Raw genomic sequence first — 16,125 nt, 5'->3', positions numbered from 1 at the left:
CAGCAGGTCGACGCCCGCCGCCCTGCACTGGCCGCATTCACACGTTGTACTGCGCCACCGCCTTACGCATGCGCTCCACGTTCTGATGCAGCGCATGCGAGCAGCGCTGCGTGGCGTGCGCAACGTTGAGGTTCTCTTCGGTCAGGCGCGCAACGTTCTCGAGGCTTTGTGCAAGGGCGTTCATCGCGCTCGCCTGCTCTTGCGACGACAGCGAAATCTCGCCGACACGCTTGAGCGTTGCGCCCATCTCGGCGTTGATGCGTGCCAGCGCACGCTCGGCGTCGTCGACCAGGGCGACCGAAGCGCTGACCTGTTCGACGCTGTGCTGCATGCCGCTCACTGCCTCGTCGGCTTCGGCGTGTATGCGGGTGATCATCGCGTCGATTTCCCGTGTCGCTGATGCGGTGCGCTCGGCGAGCTTGCGCACTTCGTCCGCCACCACCGCGAAGCCGCGCCCTTGTTCGCCGGCACGCGCCGCCTCGATCGCGGCATTGAGCGCAAGCAGATTGGTCTGCTCGGCGATCTCCTTGATCACGCCGGCGACGCGGCCGACTTCCGTCATCCGCCGGCCGAGCTGGCCGACGGTCTCGGTCGAGTTCGAGATCGCCTCGGCGAGCCCCTGTATCGTTTCGCCCGCCTGCAGCGACACCGCTACGCCCTGCTCGGCCGCCGAGCCGGCATTCTGTGCCACCGCGTGGGTATCGTTGGCATGCAGCGCGACTTCAGAAATCGATACCGTCATCTCTTCCACGCCGGATGCGGCCGACGAGGTGATCGCGCTCTGCTCGGCCGCCGCGCCATGCAGGCGCTCGACGCTGCCGTGCAGTTGATGCGTGGATTCGCCGACCTCGCGCGTCGCATCCTGCACGATCTGCAGCGTCGCGCGGGTTGCCGAAAGAAGCGTATCGAGCTGCGCGGTGATACGTCCGATACGGTCGTCGCATTCGGGTGAGAGCGAGGCGGTCAGCTCGCCGGTGGAAAGCGCCGCCTCAAGAAACGACTGGATGCTGTCGAGACGGCGGCGGGTGTGCGGAAGATGGGCGCCCAACAGGTAGAGGCCGGCGAGCACCGTAAGGCCGGCCGCAACGAGTGTTGCACCGGTCAGCGCCGCTTGTGGCAACAACGCGCCAGCGACCGCCAGCAGACTCATCAGCAACGCCAGTACAACAAAGCCGGCAACACGCGTTTCGTGCGCCAACAGGCCGGCACGCAGGCGGCCATGCTTGCGACGCACCCGGCCATCCTTCACATAAATGCTTCGGTCGCCCTCACGCAGGCGGCGGTAGGCGGTTTCGGCAGCGGCGATCTGCGCCTTGCTGGGCCGCGTCCGCACGGATTGATACCCGACGATCTGCCCGTGCTCGCGCACCGGCGAGACGTTTGCAACGACCCAGTAGAAACCGCCGTCGCTACGCCGGTTCTTCACAACGCCCTTCCAGGGGCGTCCCGCCTTAAGGTTCTGCCACATGTCCGCAAAGGCCGCCGGCGGCATGTCCGGATGGCGGATCAGGTTGTGCGGCTCACCCAGCATGGCCTCGGGTTCATAGCCGCTGATCTCCGCGAAGGCGCGATTCGCCTCGGTGATACGGCCTTTCAGGTCGGTGCGGGAGTAGATGAAAACCCCGTCGGGCAGGATCGTCTCGACTTGGGTAATGGGCAGGTTACTTCGCATGCAGGGGGCTCCGGGGGGCGGCCGCGCGAATCGGGGGAAGGCGCCGGTGCGCGACGCGCAGGCACCCGTGGCATGGCGCCGCCGAGCAGCCGCGATAGATCGCTTGATTCCAGCTGCGTGCCAGTGCGGGCGCCAATAGGCTCTTTACGACGCCGAATCGCCAAAATTGACAACATTGCAATTAAATCGTCTGATCGAACGATATCGTTGCCTTGCGGCGATTCGGCTGACGCAGGTCAGAAGCGCACCGCGCCATTGGTCAGCCGCCTGCGAACCCGGGTGGATGCCGCCGCGCCGAGCCGGCGCGTGCCACCGAGGTCAACCCAGCCATGCAGTCCAGCCCGCCTTTCTGCAATCTGCGCCAGCCTGGCTGCAGTTCGTCGCATCCCGCTCGCGGCAGCCTGTGGCGACGTCCATCCTTCACTCAACGCAGCACCGATCCAACCCGACGGCAACTGCCCCCCAGGCCCGAGAGTGAGAGGAAACACCATGAAAACCCAACTGATCCGCAACAGCCACAAAGTACTTGCAGCCGTGCTCGCCATCGTTGGTACCGCACTGTGCCTTGGCAGCACCGTGGTGGGTTACGAGCAGGTCGCCGCACAGGCGGTGGTGGCGCAACCGACCGCCGTGGCCTCGGCCGACGCATCGCGCGGTTGATGCCGCCGCGCGGGGTTCAGCGCGCGCTGGCCTCGCCTTGCGGCCGGTGCAGCACGTATGTGTGCTCGACGCAGGGTTCGCCGCGGAAAAGCGCTTCTACGCTCGCACTGCGACGCATGCCTAGACGCTCCAGCAACGCAATCGACGGCGCGTTGCGTGCATCGGTGATGCCGATGATCTCGCGGACCGGTGTCGTCTCGAACAACAAGCGGGTGGCAAGCCCCAGCGCTTCATGTGCGAGACCGCGACCCTGTGCCATGCGGCTCAGCGAAAATCCGATCTCGGCCTGCGCCGCGTCGGCCGCAACACAAACGCCGATGTCGCCGATCAGTTCATAGGTGGTCCGCTCCGCGATGCCAAGCTGCACCCATTCGGCACGCGGAAAGATCGGCGCCATCGTCATCGCGGTAATGAAGGCCAACGCATCGGCGTCCGATTGGGGGCGCCAGCCCTGGTAACGGCCGACCTCCGGGTCTTGTCGATAGCTCTGAAAAGCGGAGAGATCTTCGGCACGCAGGCGGCGAAGGGTGATGCGCGCGCCATGCAGCGGCAGCGGGTCGAGCGGATTCATGCGGTCCTCGTGGAAACGCGGGCAGCCACCTAGACAGTGCGGCCTGCCGATCGCGACCGGTAGGCCGCGACGCAGGCGGACAATACACCCGCGCACGGGGAATGCCGATCGTCGATGAGCGCCCGGTACGATTGACAAGCGCCCGGGCGCCAATCAGAGTCGCCCGGTTGTCTTGCCCAACCTGACCCAATGACCGATCTGCCGCCGAATCCAGGCGAACTGCTGCGCGAAGTCGCACGCCTTTACGTCCGCGCCCAGCGTGCGGCCGCCGAGTGCAGCGGCACCAGCAACACGCAGTGCCATATCCTCACCGAACTCGGGCGCAGCGGCGCGATGCCGCTCTCCGAACTCGGCGCGCGCCTGCTGCTTGAGAAGAGCTGGATCAGCCGTGCCGTCGAAAGCCTTGTGCGCGAGGGCTTCGTCAACAAGCAGCCCAACCCGGCCGACGCGCGCAGCTGGCTGGTGACGCTCACCGCATCAGGGGAGCAACGGGTCGCCGCACTCAACGCCACGCTCAACGGCCATGCCAACGCCTTGCTCGCCGATCTCGGCAAGCACGAACAGCAGGAAATTGCGCGCGGACTGCAACGCCTTCACCGCGCGCTGTGCGACGCACAGCAAAGCGACCACGCGGCAGCAAACATCACGCGCTGAGCGGTATTCCGCCTAGCAGACTGAATTCGCCCTGCTCGAGCAGGCGACAGCGATCCGCAATCCGGGTCATGGTCGGATAGCACACCACACTCCTAGCATGGCTCATCGCAGCAATTCCTGTGCGGCGATGGCGCAACTGCGCACGACCATACGATTAAAGGAGACAACGGTGTTCGCGTTCGATTCACGTAGAAGAAACCTGCTCGGCCTGGCGGCCCTCGCGGCCAGCCTGCTGCTGAGTGCATGCGGCGGCTCATCCAACGACCCCGCACCCACGCCCACCCCCACGCCGACGCAGCGCGAGTTGCGGCCGCTGAGTTCGGAATTCACCACGCGCAAGGCGGTGTCCTACTCCGGCTACCGTGGCACCGACCGCTCGGTGACCCCGACATCCGCCGAGATCCTGCAGGATCTGCAACTGCTGGTGCAGGGCAACTTCCGCCTGATCCGCCTGTTCGACAGCTCGGACGCGCACGCGCTGAAGACGCTGCAGGTGATCAAGGACAACAACCTCGACATCAAGGTGCAACTGGGCATCTGGATCAGCGGCCCGAAGGCCAGCTCGGATGCCGACAACCTTGCAGAAATCGAGCGCGGCGTTACGCTCGCGAACACCTACAAGGACATCGTACTCGGCGTGAGCATCGGCAACGAGACGATGGTCGACTGGTCGGGCCTGAAGGTGCCGCCGGCCGATATGGCGGCCTACATTTCGGCAGTGCGCGCCCGCGTGACGCAGCCGGTGACCACCGACGACAACTGGGCCTTCTTTGCCAACGACCAGAAGAAGTACGACACCGACAAGGTGCTCGACGTGATCGACTACGTTGCGATGCATACCTATCCGCTTGCCGACACGCCCTGGGGCCTGTGGGACTGGCAACAAGCCAGCGTGCCGGCCGATCAGCGCGCGGCAGCGATGATGGACGCCGCACTGGCGAAGGCGAAGAAGGACTACAGCGCGGTTGCCGCCTACGTCGCGAGCAAGCAGCCGAACATGCCAATCGTGATCGGCGAGACCGGCTGGAAGAGCACGGTCACGGGCGGCGAGTCGCAACGCGCCCATCCGGTGAACCAGAAGATGTACTTCGACCGCATGGCCGCATGGACCAACGGCCCGAAGGCGATCTTTACCTTCGAGGCATTCGATGAGCCCTGGAAGGGCGGCGACGACGGCTGGGGCCTGTTCGACGTGAATCGCCTCGCGAAGTACGTGATCTACGATCTGTACCCGGAGAGCCAGCGCCAGGCAGCGACGTACACGCTGGCCGACGCGGTGTACTTCATCCCCGCAGCGTCGAACCCGCGCATCACGGCCAACACCTATACGCTGTTCGCCGACACCGTGGCTGCCGATTCAGCCGTGCCGGCCGGCCCGATCACGCCGCTGACGAGCTGGCTCGCATGGGATGGCAACACGGCCGTCGGCAGCATCATCGCCGGCGACGCAAGCGAAGGCGCCAACGCACTGGAGATCACGCCGGTGCCGAAGGACTGGGGCTGGGGCTTCTTCATGCTGCTGGCGAATCCGGACGACCTGACCAACTTCAACGCCGCTTCGGGCCATATCAACTTCAGCATCAAGACCACCTACCCCGGCAAGCTGGAAGTGGGCTTCTTCACTGGCAGCACCAACGCCAATACCGGCACCGACGTGTATCTCGCGATTGCGCCGGGGCAGTATGGCTATGTGAATGACGGTGCGTGGCACACCGTGTCGGTGCCGGTCAGCGCGATCGCCGCCAAGGCCGCACCGGCGTACGGCCAGCCGACCACCGCAGTGCTCGACATGACCAAAGTGTCGAATGGCTTCGTGATTGCCGACCGCTATGCGGTGACCGGCACGACGGGCAAGCCGACCGCGAAGGTGCTGGTCGACAACATCTACTGGTCGAAGTGAGCTTCGATCGCGATGCGCAGCGCTGACGCGCTCCGCAGCAACCCCGCAGCGCGGCAACGCGCTGCGGGGGTTTTGTATTACTCGCTCAGGGGCATGCAGAGTTCGACCGAGATCGGATCGCCGGTCGGTGTGATGTGCGCTGCGTAGTGCTCGACGAAGGGCTCTTCGCTCAAACCGTGTCCGCTGTTCGGCAGCCATTCGCCCAGCATCGACAGCCAGGCGGCCGCGATACCGGCGCGCGGGCCGGCATAGGCGAAGCAGGCATAGAGGCCGCCCTCGATGCGCTTGCGCGAGATGCGCTCGCCGCGGGGTTCCCAACCATCGGGCAACAACACGCAGGCATCGTAACGGCAGCGCGCAGGTGGCGTGATGAGCGGGTCATCCAGCGCCATACCGAAACGCGGCTGCGTTTCGAGATGGTTGCCGCGAATCCAGTCCATGCACATCGACCACGCCTGGTCGGGCGTTTCCTGGTAGCTGCCGCTCAGGCGGAAATAGGCCACCGTGCGGTCCGGCTCGCAGCGCATGCGGACATCGAGCCCTGCGCAGGGCCGGTCGTCACAGGCGCGGCCCTGCACCGGATCCCAGTGCCGATAGCCACCGGAACGCCAGGCGCTCGGGCTCATGCCGAAGTGCTGCGAGAACGCGCGCGAGAAGGCTTCCGCCGACGTGAAACCGCAATGCTGCGCAACGGTCTGGACCGTGGTGGCCGGGTTATGCACCAACTGTCCGCCGGCCTTTTCGAGGCGACGGTGACGAATGAAATCCTGCAAGGTCTCGCCGGTCCATGCGCGAAAGATGCGGTGAAAGTGAAAGGGCGAAAACGCCGCCACCGATGCCAGCGCTTCAAGGCGCAGCGGTTCGGTTTCCGCCAGATGGCTATCGATGAAATCGAGCACCCGGTTCATGCGCTGGGCAAATGCAGCGGCCTTGTCGTGCCGCTTGTCTTCGATTCTCGGCATGGCGACTCACCCTCGCCGACTCGGGCACCCCGCCCCGATCAAATGGACGACCGATCGTCCGCGCGCCTGTCGCTGCAGGCGCTGTCGCATTCCTGTCCTCATCCCATCCTCCTCTTGTGTGACGTCGTCATGCGACGTCTTTCTATGAAAGCCATTCTGCGCCCCCCGGCGCAATCAAAGCTAGCGCAGGCGCCGTGTGCTGCCGCGAACGACGAGCTCCAGCGGCGGCACCGCGGGCAAAACGTCGCTTGCACCGCTGATCAGATTGACGATCTGCGTCGCGGCAGCGCGCCCCAGTTCGTACACCGGCTGTCGAATCGTGGTGAGCGGCGGATCGATGCTGACGGCCTCAACCGCGTCATCGAATCCGATCAGCGAGATGTCGTCCGGCACGCGGATGCCGTAGCGCAGCAGCGCCTGGCGCGCGCCGCAGGCCGACAGGTCGTTGGCGGCAAACACGGCGGTGAAGGCGGTCGCACGCTCGAGCAGCGCATGCATGGCAGCAAGTCCGCCGCCTTTCAGGAAGCCGCCCTGCACGACCAGATTCGGGTCGAAGCGCAGGCCGGCCTCTTCAAGCCCCTGTTTGTAGCCAGCCAGCCGCTCGCGCGCGTCTTCCTGATCCGGCGGGCCGGCGATATGCGCGATTCGCCGGTGACCGAGCGAGAGCAGATGGCGCACCGCGATGAGAGCGCCGGCGCAGTTGTCGATGCTCAGGGAACGCAGATGCTCGGCGTGGGCCTTGCGACCGGTGACGACGATCGGCACCTCTTCGGCAAGCCGTTGCAGCAGCACATCGTCCAGCACGCCACACGGCAGGATCACCCCCGCTACGCGGCGTGCCACCAGCGCACGGACCTGCTCGGCCTCTTCCCGCGCCGACCAGTCGCCGCAAACACGCAGCATGCTGTAGCCGAGCGCCGCCAGTTGCGTCTCGATGCCCTGCAGCAAAGCATCGAAGTAGCTGCTCTCGGTCGCCTGCACCAGCACGCCCACGGTGCACGGCGCGCAGGCCTGCCCGCCATCGGGGGCAGCCGCGCCAGTGAGCAGGTTCACCGCCTCCTGCACCGCGCGCCGGCGCTCGCTCGACACGCCGCCCGACGCGTTCAGCACACGTGCGACGGTGCTGACCGAAACACCGGCGCGTGCGGCGATTTCCGCCATTGAAACGCCGGGCGGCGTCTTGCCGGAGAGACTCATGATGCCGGCTGATAGACCCGGACGTAGTCGACTTCCATCTGCACCGGGAAGATCGTGTCATCGACCGAGCCGCCCAGCGTGCCGCCAATCGCGAGGTTCAACAGCAGGTATTGCGGCTTGTCGAAGGGCCAGCCGCCGTAGCCATTACCCGGATTGGCAAACTGGAAGTAGTTCTTGTTATCCACGCCGATCACGATGCGATCCTTGGTCCAGTTCAGTTGATACGTGTGGAACGCCGTGCAGGCATCCGACACCTGCGTGCTGCCGCCGCGCTGGGTACCCTTCGCACCGTTGTACAACTCGGTGTGGATCGTGCCCAGCACGGTCGACGGTGCGCTGCCAACCTGCTCCATGATGTCGATTTCGCCATCGCTCGGCCATGCGCCACCGGTGCCCAGCATCCAGATCGCGGGCCAGGTACCGCGGCCACAGGGCAGCTTGGCGCGGATCTCGTAGAAGCCGTAGGTCCAGCTCGCCTTGCCACGGGTAACGAGACGCGCCGAGGTGTAGTTCTGCCCACCCCAGTCCGACGCGGTCTTGAGCTGTTCCTTGCGCGCGGTGATCACCAGCTTGCCGTTGCTGACGACCGCGTTCTCGGCGCGGTCGCGTGCGTAGTACTGCAGCTCATTGTTGTACCAACCGGCCTGGTTGCGGTCGGTGTCGTACTCCCAGCGCGATGCGTCGGGCAGACCGTCGACATCGAACTCATCTGCCCACACCAGCTTCCAGCCCTCCGGCACACCCCCGGCGGGCGTCGTCGTATCGCCGTTTCCGGCCGGGGTACCCGATGCGCTATCGCTGCCGCCGCACGCGGCGAGCCCGAGGCTTAGTGCAGCAAGACAGACATAGGTACGGGCGCGATTGTTGGTTTTCATGGCTTCTTTCCTTGTGTGCGCGCAGCAGAACGGGGCGGCACGACGAGTCGCGTGCCATCGCTGAAGCTCACCGTGCGTGCGCGCGAACCGGTGTTGTAGGCGAGATAGGTGCGGGTGCCATCGGCACGACGGAACACCGAGTAAAGCGGCGCGTCGGCGCCAACCCCCAGATCCGGGCGTCCGAATGCAGCAAGCGTGTTCATCCAGTGCCAGGTATGGCTGCGTGTTTCACCGTCTTCCACCGCCCCTTTCGGGTTCCAGCGGGCGAGCGCCGCGTTGGCGTCGCTCAACGCGTGATAGCCGAGCAGGATGTCTTGCCAGATGTCGCGCGGCGCCTTGCCGTCGCGCGCGAGGAAGCGCTCGAACTCGGCATCCATCGCTTCGAGGTTGCGCAGGATGTAGTCCGGATCCGCCGCAAGATAGAGCGAAGCAGTGGTCAGCGGCAGCAGGTTGATGCCATGCACCTCGCGCGGGTCTTCGGTCCACCAGGTGGTGTGGACATATTTGTCGCCCCACACCATTGCAGCGTCGACGTTGCTGTACTCGGGTGCGAACACCTTGTGATGCAGGTCGAACCAGTAGTGCTTGAGCGCTTCGACTTCGGTGGTGTAGAGGTAGATGCCGGTGTCGCGGATGCGCTTGTTGCCGGTCGCTTCACCCCACAGGATCATGCCCGCCCATGCGTTGATCGCTTCGGATGACGATTCCTGGTTGTTGCCGTCGAAGAACGGCGCACCGCCGGATGCCCACGAATGCCCTTCGTAGGTATCGAAGTGGCGCAAGCGGGGGAACATCTGATTGGCCGGATCAGTGTTTGCGATGTCTGCAATCATCAGCTCGACCATGCCGCCCCACTTCTCGCGGTTGGCCCAGTCGGGGTCGCGCAACGCGATCTGTGCTGCGGCGAAGATCCAGTAGCCGTAGTGGAAGTGGTGGTCGTTGAGTTCGTTGGCGGAGCCGTATTCATCCGGGTAGCCGATCAACGACCCCACCCGCTTGTTGTAGTGGAAGTAGCGGTCCACTTCGTCGCCCGGCGCAAACCAGCGCTGCATGCGCGCCTTGGTCGCCGCGAGGATCGCATCGCGATCGCGAGTGCGGCCCATGGCTTCGACAATCCCCATCACCTGCACCGCACGGTTGAAGCCCTTGCCTTCCCAGTAGGTGCCACGGCTGCCAAGCAGCTGATCGGGCCCGAACTGGAGATCCTCTGCGAGGAAGGCATCAAGCTGCGTACGGGCGGGGCCTTCCGCCAGCGCCGGCCAGGTCGGCACGAAGCCGCGGTAACGGTAGCGGGTCTGGAAGCTGTTGCCGCTGATGAGCTTGAGCTCGCCGCGGATCGACTTGTAGCTCAAGGGCAAGACGGCCGGCAGCAAGGGGTTGTCGTGCCACTGATGCGGATACAGCGCGAAGACCGTGCCCTTCTCGGTGCCCTCACGCGCTTGCGTGGTCGCGAGATAGGTCGTCGTCAGCTCGCTGCGCTTCTCGTCGTATTGCCAGCTCACCTTGGTGTCGGTGATGAAGGCAAAGGCATTGCGTCGCAGCAGGTTCACCTGGGCCGCATCGGCCGCAGGCAGCACGGCGACGGTGAAATAGCCCTTGCCTTTCGGCAGCGCGAGTTCGAGCGTTTTCGCATCGGGCTCGCGCCATTCCCCGCCCGCCGGGGCGTAGAGCGCATAGGCACGATCGCCAACCGCCACACCCAGTGTGCGGCCGTCGTCGGAACGCGAGAACACGCGATACGGCTCGCTCGCCTTGAAGCGCACATCGCCACGCGTGATCTCATAGAAACTGTAGGGCGAGCCATGTGCCAGCGTAGCCGTGAGGCGATCGGCCCCGCTCGCCATCACGACATCGACAGCCCAGTCGGAATAACGCCCGACCCGTGCATCGGCGGGGCTGAAGGCGGTCGGCACGATGCTCAGGCGCGAGCGGTGCGCCGCAACGATGTCGTTTTCCTCGCGCGTTGCGCTGAGGATGGGTTCGGGCTTCGGAATGTCCACCTCGAAGCCGTCGGGTGTGGGGCGGTACGAAGCAGGCTGTGCGTAAAGCGGCTGCGGCCAGGGTGCGAACAGCAGCGAGGAGAACCATTTGTTGGTCGGCGCAGGGCCGCCCTCATGGCGCAGCGGGGGCAGTTCGCGCTCGCTGCCCAGTTCCAGCGCCGAACTGTACTGACCGAGGCCGAGTTTGACCGTCTCGGCGGAGCTCACCGTTGCGCACAACGTCAGCAGTGCGGCGGCGAAGAATTTGATCGGATTCATCAGGGCAACCCAGAAGTTCAACAGGCCCGATGCCGCACGCGCGACATCGAGCCTGTTTGATTGCTACGCAAGCATGTGCGATCAGCTACCGCACTTCATCGCCACATCGGCGTCCTTGGCGGCGCCCGGCACATAGCGCACGTTGGCGATCGACATCGACAAAGGCTTGGCGGTGTAGATCACCCACGGGGTATTCACGACCGGGAACTTCGTGCCGGCCTTCTCGAAGCAGGCCAGCGGGATCTTCACGGTGGTCAGCTTCTCGAGCGGCAGGTTCTTCAGGTAAGCGGTGGTGTCGACCATGCCCATGCAGGGATAACGGCAATCGACGCGCACCAGCACCTGGTCTTCCGGCGCCTTGTGCAGGATCGTGTCGAACACCAGCGCGGAATCCGCATCAACGTAGTCGACCTGGTCATGCGAAGTCTTCGACTGCGAGTAGATCTGGCCAACGCCGCCGGTCCAGGTGACCTTGACGCCGTTCACACCCCCCACCTTGGTCGGCTCGGCCTTGATGTTGCCGGCATCCATGGCGCCGAGGCCCTTGTTCGGGACGATGAAAGCCCAGTTCGCCGGCGTACCGAGGAAGAGAACGTTCGGGTCGATACTGCCCTGGTCGCCGTAGACCAGCAGCGGCTGGAGCTTGCCCGGCTCGGCCGGGGCGGCAGCGGCGGCCGGCGCTGCAGCGGGAGCTGCGCCGGGCGTCGATGCGCAGCCGGTCATCAGCGACGTTGAAAGCGCAGTCATCGCCAGCACAGCACCGGCGGAAAGCTTGGAGATCTCCTTGATCACGACATCCTCCTTGATGGACTTGGGTTCGCAGCACATTGAACGGGGCCCGGTTTCTTTGTCTGGATTCAGGCCTGCGCAAAGCCTAATGAAAGCGCTTTCATTTTACAAGACAGTCTCCGCAAACAGCAGGATGAGTCAGGTACCCTGCAGGATCAGCTGGATTCGGAGACCTTGACGCCCCCGCCCGGGTGGCCGCTAGCGAGCGGGGGCTGGTCAATCAGAGGTTCTTCAACGCCTCGGCGCGCTTGGCTTCGTACTCGGCTTCAGTGATCAACCCTTGGTCGCGCATGCGTTTGAGCAGCACGAGGCGGCTTTCCTGCTGGCTGAAGTGGCGCTGTACCGTCGGGTCTACCGCTGTCGCCGCTGCGGGCTGGGCCGCTGGCGCGGCGGCGGGCACAACCGCCGGCGCAAGCGCGGCAGGCGCTGCGGGTACCGCGGGCGCACTCGCATCCAGCCGGAAGGCCACCCAATCATTGCGGACCAGACGCGCCCCGCTCTGCCCCGGATCGACGATCTTCACGCGTTCCGCGCTCTTCGCGCGCTTGCCCGGTTCAAGCGAACGCGTCGGGCTGGTGCCCGGGCGCAGCCCCAGCAAGGCGTCGGACAACTGCAGGCCGACCACCAGTTGCAGCGCGCCATCGGCATAGAAAACCCGCCCGGTGTTCGTCAGCTTGGCGCCGTAAGCCCCCAGCTCCTTGTGGCGGCTGGTGCTGACGAAGACCAGATCCTGATCGGGCGTTGCCTTCGAGAAACTGCCCGCAATTGCACGCGACAGGCGCGATACCTCACCCTGTTCGAACAGCGCAACGGTGTCCTTGCCCAGCACCACCTGCACACTGCTCAACGCACGCGCCACCGCATCGGCTGACAGCTGGACCGGGTGCTGGTTCGGCGCGCCGGTCTCTGCGCCGCTGCGCTGTTGCAGTTCGATGTAGTCCCACGGGCTCAGATTCAGGCGCTCGCTCGGGTTTGCGATCCAGACCGTGATGCGGCTCTCGCTGTCGCTGAACAGATCGGTGAGGCTGTCGAGCGGCCCGGCGTACACCGCCGGCGCTGCGGCAAAGGCAGCTGCGGTCGCGAGCGCCAGGCAGACCCGGCGGGGGGAAAGAATCGATCTGTTCATGCTTGCCTCCTGTTTCGATCCAGGCGGCGCGCCCTCGCGCCGCACCGGCTTGCGTTGTTGTCCAGCTTACCCGGTCGCGTTACTGGCCTCTCGGCCGAGCACCACCGTCAATCGTTCGATTGCACCATCGCGCAAAGCCTGCGCATGCGGCGCCGCGAGCGTGCGACCGCTGATTGCATGCCGTACGCCGTCGTTGTAGTGAATCCGGTAGCCCTGCACCTGCACACCGTCTGCCCCCCAGGTGTCGCGTCGCAGCGGGTTCTCGAGCACCAGCAGGCAGTCGCCAAGGATGCTGAATGCCAGCGAACCCGCCGGCAACGTCGCCTCGCGCGCAACTTCCTTGCCGTCCGGCCCGGGTGCAACGATGCCGCTCGCGATGGCACGCCGCACATGGCGCGCATCGGTGGTGAACAGCTCACCGGGCAGCGCTGGGCGGGCCTCGAACGACAGCGCGCCGTGATCACCGACGCGGAAGGGGCGCTCGCCCAGAATCGCGAGTAGCAACATGTTGTAGAACTCGCTGGTACTACCAGAGAGGCGTGCCGAGAAGCCGTTGCCGTGCAGTGCCGCGTCCGGATTTGCGCTGGTGACGATGAAGGATACGTTCTCGAACGTCGAGCGACCGTACTGCGCAGGATCGCGCCACGGCACCAGACCGGTTCTCGCGGCTTGCCAGAAGGTGTCGTAGAGACCCGCGCGCAGCAGTTCGAGCAGGTACTTGTAGGACATGTGCAGGAAGATCGACTCGTTCTCCAGCCAGCCCGGCGTGAATGCCTGCAGTCGGCCGATCTCCAGCGGCATCTGCCGCGTCGAACCGCTCACCTTGTACATGCCCAAGGGCGCGTCGTAGAGCTCCGATTCATGCACGCCGGCGGCGATCCCCTCCGCTTCCGCGGTGTCGCGGGCAAGCCGCAGCGCGTGCACACTGCCTTCGATGAAGGGCGCCACCGGTTTGGGGACGAAGCGGATTGCACGGCAGGTCGGCATCGGCTTGCCATGCAGCTCGCGCGTTGCATTGAGTGCTTCGTACTCGACCAGATCGAACATCCAGTACGTAGTGCTGATGCCAAGCCTCTCGTCGAATGCCCGCCCAATGCCCGCCGCCAGCAGCTCGGCCGACTGCTGCAGCCAACCGCGCAGATCGGCCAGCGCCCAGCGGCGCTCGCGACCGGACAACTCGGCCAGCAACTGTGAGCGATAGGCTTCGCGTGCATCGGCCGCTTGTGACCAGTATTCGAAGGCATCGATGCTGCCAGCCAGGCGAACGGCGACAAGGTGGCGAATTTCATCGAGCAGCGCCGCGGCCTCTTCCGGCAGCGTGACGTTCGCGCGTTGCAGCGCATAGTCATCGCTCCAGCGCAGGATCAGCCGCAGCAATCGCAGCAGTTCCTGGCTCTCGTTGATCGATGAACCGAACAGGCCGGGCAATCCGTTGATCGAATCGTTCCAGTTGGGTTTGTCGGCTTCCATCTCGATGCCCATGCCGGCGGGATCGAGGGTAGAGAGCTTGACGGTTGCCAGCAGGATCAGTTTGGAGAGCAGGCTGGAGCGGTAGATCGCGCCATCGCGGGTGCGCACCTTGTCCGCCTCGCAGCTGCGCATGGCAATCAGTGCCGCCTTGCCTTCGTCGAGCGCCACCGCCTCGTACTGGCGTGGGCCGTTCGCCGTCAGCACGTACTTCTGCGCGCGCGGCAGCACCCGCACCGCATTGTCGAAGTAGCTGAAACGGCGCTCGGCCGTCAGCAGCGCCGCCATGCGATCCGGGAAGAGGCCTTCGAAACTCTCGATCAGGTCGAGGTTGTAGAACCAGTGGTCGGTCCAGAAGCCTTCTCCGTGCTCGGCGTCTTCGAGCTTGCGACTCGCCAGCACCAGCGCGGAAACCAGCTCGAACAGCGGCCCGCGCAGCGTCGCCTGATGCTCCGCAGCCCAGCGGATCACCGTATCCGGAATCCACGGTTTCGCCAGCGCGCCGAGCAGGCTGTCGTGCAGCGCCGGCGGTACCAGGCGGTCGAGCGCCGGCTGTGCGGCCGCCACGTCGAGCTGGTAGCGCAGCCCTTTCACCACTTGCGGGTTGTAGCCGTCGAGCTGGATCAGGTTGACGAAGTACTCGATGTTCGCGGCGCCGACATCCGGGTTGAACCACACATCGTTGCGGCGGTTCTGGTTCACATCGCGGTAAGCGCCATTCCCCTGCGAGAAGTAGGTCGGCGCGAGGCGGAACTGGTTGTAGTCGCGCTCGATGTCACCATGGCGGCGCGAAAACAGGTACAGCACATCCCGCCGTTCGGCGTTGCCGATCGATAGCGGGTAGCCGCCACGCAAGAGGTTGTCGAGGAAGTTCTGGCCGGCATAGGCGTTGAGCCGCGCATCCTCGGTAACGAGAAAGCAGCGGTCCATCAGCGCGCGCACCAGTTGCTCGTTCTCGTCCGCCTTGGCGGCGAAGAAGGCGGGCGTGGCGTACTGCGGCAGACGCGCGTTCCAGTCCGCAAGGCTATCCACCTTCGCGAACAGCGCATGCAAGGTCACCGATTCACCCGCCGCGAGGCTGACACCGCCATGCGCCAGCGCGCTCGGCGTGCGGTTGCCCGACTGCTGTTCGGCGCGCCAGCGGTACTGGCCACCGACAAACTGCTCCGGGAAATCGAAATCGGTGACACGCCCGAACACTTCCTGCGGATCGATCACCGGGTCGAGCAGGCGGGTTTCGCCGCCCTGCGTGAGCGTCGCGAAGAAGGCATGCCCCTTGTCGATCGGCTTCACCTCGGCGGTGTCGGCGAAGGTCACCTTCAGCCGTGCGTAGGGCGCGCGCTGGTCGAGGTTGTCGACGGTGTACCACGCCTCGATCGTGCGCGACATGTGCTTCATGGCCCAGTCGTTGAGGCCATAGGGCATGAACTGCGGCAGGCCATCGACAAGCTGCAGCACGACCGGCTCGGAGGCCGTGTTCGTGATCACCAACTCACGCGCCAGGGCCGCGACCGGCTCGTTCGGAATCGTGAAATAGCGGACCTGGAAACGCAGCCCCAGCGCGGCGTCATGTTCCTCCAGGCGCAGATCCCACGGACTGATGCTCAGGTGACGCGCGGGCTCGTTGGCGCGTGCCGCCAGGCTGTCGCGGAAGGGCTCGGCAAAGCCGCTGCGCCCGGCGCGGCGCCAGTGCACGAACGTGCGGAAGCCGGTGTTGCTGGTCTGGCGAAACGCCTTGTTCGCCGGCTGGAACTCGACGATCGCGCCGTCCTTGTCCTGAACGCCGAAGCTGCTGACGCCCTGCCCCCGGTTCACGTAGAAGGCCCACAAGGGCACGCCCATCACGCCGGCAATGCCGGGGAAGAAGCTCGCAAAGGGCTTGGCGCGGTGATAGCCCTCGATACGGAAACGCTGCGGATCAGCCGGATCGACGAGGTAGACGGGTTCGGAGCTTGGATTCATCGTGGCACCAGGAAGAGAGCGTTACCCCGAGC

The 16,125-nt window shown here is 65.2% G+C and carries 12 protein-coding genes; 3 read left to right on the top strand and 9 right to left on the bottom strand.

The annotated features are described in order from the left end of the window. Positions 1 to 37 precede the first annotated feature (37 nt). Positions 38 to 1,672, bottom strand: a complete 1,635-nt coding sequence (locus tag ACE3P0_RS14950) for a methyl-accepting chemotaxis protein (protein WP_374403504.1) — start codon at positions 1,670 to 1,672, stop codon at positions 38 to 40. 489 nt (positions 1,673 to 2,161) lie between these two features. On the opposite strand from ACE3P0_RS14950, the gene ACE3P0_RS14945 reads away from it, so the two are divergent. Then, a complete protein-coding gene (locus tag ACE3P0_RS14945) occupies positions 2,162 to 2,332 on the top strand; it encodes a hypothetical protein (RefSeq protein ID WP_374403503.1) in 171 nt (56 codons plus the stop codon). Between the two features lie 16 nt (positions 2,333 to 2,348). On the opposite strand, the gene ACE3P0_RS14940 is transcribed toward ACE3P0_RS14945, so the two are convergent. Continuing rightward, positions 2,349 to 2,903, bottom strand: coding sequence for a GNAT family N-acetyltransferase (locus ACE3P0_RS14940; RefSeq protein WP_374403502.1), 555 nt, complete (start codon positions 2,901 to 2,903; stop codon positions 2,349 to 2,351). 189 nt (positions 2,904 to 3,092) lie between these two features. Between ACE3P0_RS14940 and ACE3P0_RS14935 the strand changes: the two genes are divergently transcribed. Both ACE3P0_RS14935 and ACE3P0_RS14930 read left to right on the top strand, forming a co-directional pair. Next, on the top strand, positions 3,093 to 3,557 hold the full coding sequence (locus ACE3P0_RS14935) for a MarR family winged helix-turn-helix transcriptional regulator (RefSeq protein WP_374403501.1): 465 nt from the start codon (positions 3,093 to 3,095) through the stop codon (positions 3,555 to 3,557). 169 nt (positions 3,558 to 3,726) lie between these two features. Further along, entirely contained in the window at positions 3,727 to 5,457 is a 1,731-nt protein-coding gene (locus ACE3P0_RS14930; protein ID WP_374403500.1) for a hypothetical protein, read from the top strand. A 77-nt stretch (positions 5,458 to 5,534) separates the two neighbouring features. Here ACE3P0_RS14930 and ACE3P0_RS14925 read toward each other — a convergent pair whose 3' ends face one another. The 7 genes from ACE3P0_RS14925 to ACE3P0_RS14895 form a co-directional block, all read right to left on the bottom strand. Next, entirely contained in the window at positions 5,535 to 6,419 is an 885-nt protein-coding gene (locus tag ACE3P0_RS14925) for a GyrI-like domain-containing protein (protein WP_374403499.1), read from the bottom strand. A gap of 180 nt (positions 6,420 to 6,599) precedes the next feature. Next, positions 6,600 to 7,616 carry a substrate-binding domain-containing protein gene (locus ACE3P0_RS14920; RefSeq protein WP_374403498.1) on the bottom strand — a complete coding sequence of 339 codons (1,017 nt, stop codon included), beginning with the start codon at positions 7,614 to 7,616 and terminating at the stop codon, positions 6,600 to 6,602. Beyond that, the gene (locus tag ACE3P0_RS14915; protein WP_374403497.1) at positions 7,613 to 8,491 is read right to left on the bottom strand and encodes a family 16 glycosylhydrolase; all 879 of its coding nucleotides are present in this window, start codon (positions 8,489 to 8,491) and stop codon (positions 7,613 to 7,615) included. Before ACE3P0_RS14915 ends, ACE3P0_RS14920 begins: the two co-directional genes overlap by 4 nt. Next, on the bottom strand, positions 8,488 to 10,749 hold the full coding sequence (locus ACE3P0_RS14910; protein WP_374403496.1) for a glycosyl hydrolase: 2,262 nt from the start codon (positions 10,747 to 10,749) through the stop codon (positions 8,488 to 8,490). The genes ACE3P0_RS14915 and ACE3P0_RS14910 overlap by 4 nt, the downstream gene beginning before the upstream one ends. An 81-nt stretch (positions 10,750 to 10,830) precedes the next feature. After that, complete coding sequence (locus ACE3P0_RS14905) at positions 10,831 to 11,541, bottom strand: putative glycoside hydrolase (RefSeq protein WP_374403495.1); 711 nt, start codon at positions 11,539 to 11,541, stop codon at positions 10,831 to 10,833. Between the two features lie 217 nt (positions 11,542 to 11,758). Next, positions 11,759 to 12,664 (bottom strand): SHOCT domain-containing protein, encoded by a 906-nt coding sequence (locus ACE3P0_RS14900; protein ID WP_374403494.1) that lies wholly within the window; start codon positions 12,662 to 12,664, stop codon positions 11,759 to 11,761. Between the two features lie 66 nt (positions 12,665 to 12,730). After that, the gene (locus ACE3P0_RS14895) at positions 12,731 to 16,093 is read right to left on the bottom strand and encodes a hypothetical protein (protein ID WP_374403493.1); all 3,363 of its coding nucleotides are present in this window, start codon (positions 16,091 to 16,093) and stop codon (positions 12,731 to 12,733) included. Positions 16,094 to 16,125: the final 32 nt, after the last annotated feature.

Origin of the sequence: Niveibacterium sp. (assembly GCF_041909475.1) — a bacterium.
GTDB lineage: Bacteria > Pseudomonadota > Gammaproteobacteria > Burkholderiales > Rhodocyclaceae > Niveibacterium.
The sequence above is the reverse complement of the archived record's forward strand: the minus strand, read 5'-3'. Positions and strand labels throughout refer to the sequence as shown.

What these genes read in the sequence shown, in the direction of transcription:
- ACE3P0_RS14950 (WP_374403504.1), bottom strand. Translation starts at nt 1,672, where the DNA reads ATGCGAAGTAACCTGCCCATTACCCAAGTCGAGACGATCCTGCCCGAC.
- ACE3P0_RS14945 (WP_374403503.1), top strand. Translation starts at nt 2,162, where the DNA reads ATGAAAACCCAACTGATCCGCAACAGCCACAAAGTACTTGCAGCCGTG.
- ACE3P0_RS14940 (WP_374403502.1), bottom strand. Translation starts at nt 2,903, where the DNA reads ATGAATCCGCTCGACCCGCTGCCGCTGCATGGCGCGCGCATCACCCTT.
- ACE3P0_RS14935 (WP_374403501.1), top strand. Translation starts at nt 3,093, where the DNA reads ATGACCGATCTGCCGCCGAATCCAGGCGAACTGCTGCGCGAAGTCGCA.
- ACE3P0_RS14925 (WP_374403499.1), bottom strand. Translation starts at nt 6,419, where the DNA reads ATGCCGAGAATCGAAGACAAGCGGCACGACAAGGCCGCTGCATTTGCC.
- ACE3P0_RS14920 (WP_374403498.1), bottom strand. Translation starts at nt 7,616, where the DNA reads ATGAGTCTCTCCGGCAAGACGCCGCCCGGCGTTTCAATGGCGGAAATC.
- ACE3P0_RS14915 (WP_374403497.1), bottom strand. Translation starts at nt 8,491, where the DNA reads ATGAAAACCAACAATCGCGCCCGTACCTATGTCTGTCTTGCTGCACTA.
- ACE3P0_RS14910 (WP_374403496.1), bottom strand. Translation starts at nt 10,749, where the DNA reads ATGAATCCGATCAAATTCTTCGCCGCCGCACTGCTGACGTTGTGCGCA.
- ACE3P0_RS14900 (WP_374403494.1), bottom strand. Translation starts at nt 12,664, where the DNA reads ATGAACAGATCGATTCTTTCCCCCCGCCGGGTCTGCCTGGCGCTCGCG.
- ACE3P0_RS14895 (WP_374403493.1), bottom strand. Translation starts at nt 16,093, where the DNA reads ATGAATCCAAGCTCCGAACCCGTCTACCTCGTCGATCCGGCTGATCCG.